Consider the following 1,430-nt stretch of genomic DNA (forward strand, 5'->3'; position numbering starts at 1 on the left):
GGGGTCCCGGTGACGGCGGTCAGTGACGTGACCGGTTTTCCCGAATGCCTGGACGGGCGCGTCAAGACACTGCACCCGGCGGTGCATGCCGGCATCCTTGCGCGCAGGGACGTGCCCGCGCACATGGAGCAGATTGCAAAACTCGGTGTGACCCCGATCGATCTCGTCGTGGTGAACCTGTACCCGTTCCGCCAGACCGTCACGCGCCCCGGCGTCACATGGGACGAAGCCGTGGAACAGGTGGACATCGGAGGTCCGTCGCTCATCCGCGCAGCCGCCAAGAACCACGCAGCCGTCACGGTCGTCGTGGACCCGGCCGACTATGGCCGTGTCCTGGTCGAATTCGAACAGGATGGAGATACGAGCGTGGCGACACGGCGTGAGCTGGCTGCCCGAGCGTTCCGGCATACAGCTGCATACGACGCGTTCATTGCGGGGTGGTTCGGGGACCGGCTGGGCGTCCGCTTCCCGGAGCAGCTCACGCTCACATGGGATCGGCAGCAGCAGCTCAGGTACGGGGAGAATCCACATCAGGCCGCCGCCCTCTACGTGGACCCTGTCCCCGCTGCCGGATCAGTAACATCGGCGCAGCAGTTGAACGGCAAGGAGCTCTCCTTCAACAACATCGGCGACGCGGATGCCGCGCTTGCCTGTCTCACCGAATTTCCTAGCGGCATGCCGACTGTCGTTGCCGTGAAGCATGGTATCCCGTGCGGCGTCGGCACGGGTCCCGACCTGATGACAGCTTGGAGAAAAGCTCGCGACGGGGACCCGGTCTCTATCTTCGGAGGTGTCGTCGCCGCGAACGGGACCGTTGATGCTCCGCTGGCGGCGGAGATGGCCGATCTCTTCCTCGAGATCATCCTTGCCCCGGAGTACACAGACGATGCACTCGAGATTCTGGGACGGAAGAAGAACCTGCGGGTTCTGCAAGTGGCCGTGGTTGCGCCAGGACAGGATGAGGTTGCGCTGCGTGACGTGCGCGGCGGGCTCCTGGTACAGGACCGGGACGTGCTGCTGCTGAAGGACGAACCAAGGGTTGTTACGCTCAGTCGACCGACTGCTGAGGAACAGGCAGACCTGTTGCTTGCCTGGCGAGTCGTCAAACACGCCAGGTCCAATGCAATCGTCCTGGCCAAAGGCGGGGGGACGATCGGCGTCGGCCTTGGACAAACCAACCGCATCTGGGCACTGCAAGACGCCATCCGGCAGGCGACGACTCCTCCTTTGGGGGCAGTGCTGGCTTCAGACGGGTTCTTTCCCTTTGCGGATTCTGTCCAGGCAGCGGCCGCTGCAGGAATTCGCGCCATTATCCAGCCGGGGGGATCCGTCAGGGATGCGGACTCGATTGCTGCCGCGGACGAAGCAGGCATCGCAATGCTGTTTACCGGCATACGGCACTTCCGGCACTAGACTGCGCCCATGGATAT

1 protein-coding gene is annotated in these 1,430 nt (G+C 63.8%); it reads left to right on the plus strand.

The window, feature by feature from the left end:
- On the plus strand, positions 1–1,413 hold a 1,413-nt coding region (gene purH, locus SMC5_RS06745), incomplete at its 5' end, for a bifunctional phosphoribosylaminoimidazolecarboxamide formyltransferase/IMP cyclohydrolase (RefSeq protein ID WP_165849004.1).
- Between the last annotated feature and the right edge of the window lie 17 nt (positions 1,414–1,430).

The sequence above is a fragment of the Candidatus Cryosericum odellii genome, from assembly GCF_003570935.1.
Taxonomy (GTDB): domain Bacteria; phylum Caldisericota; class Caldisericia; order Cryosericales; family Cryosericaceae; genus Cryosericum; species Cryosericum odellii.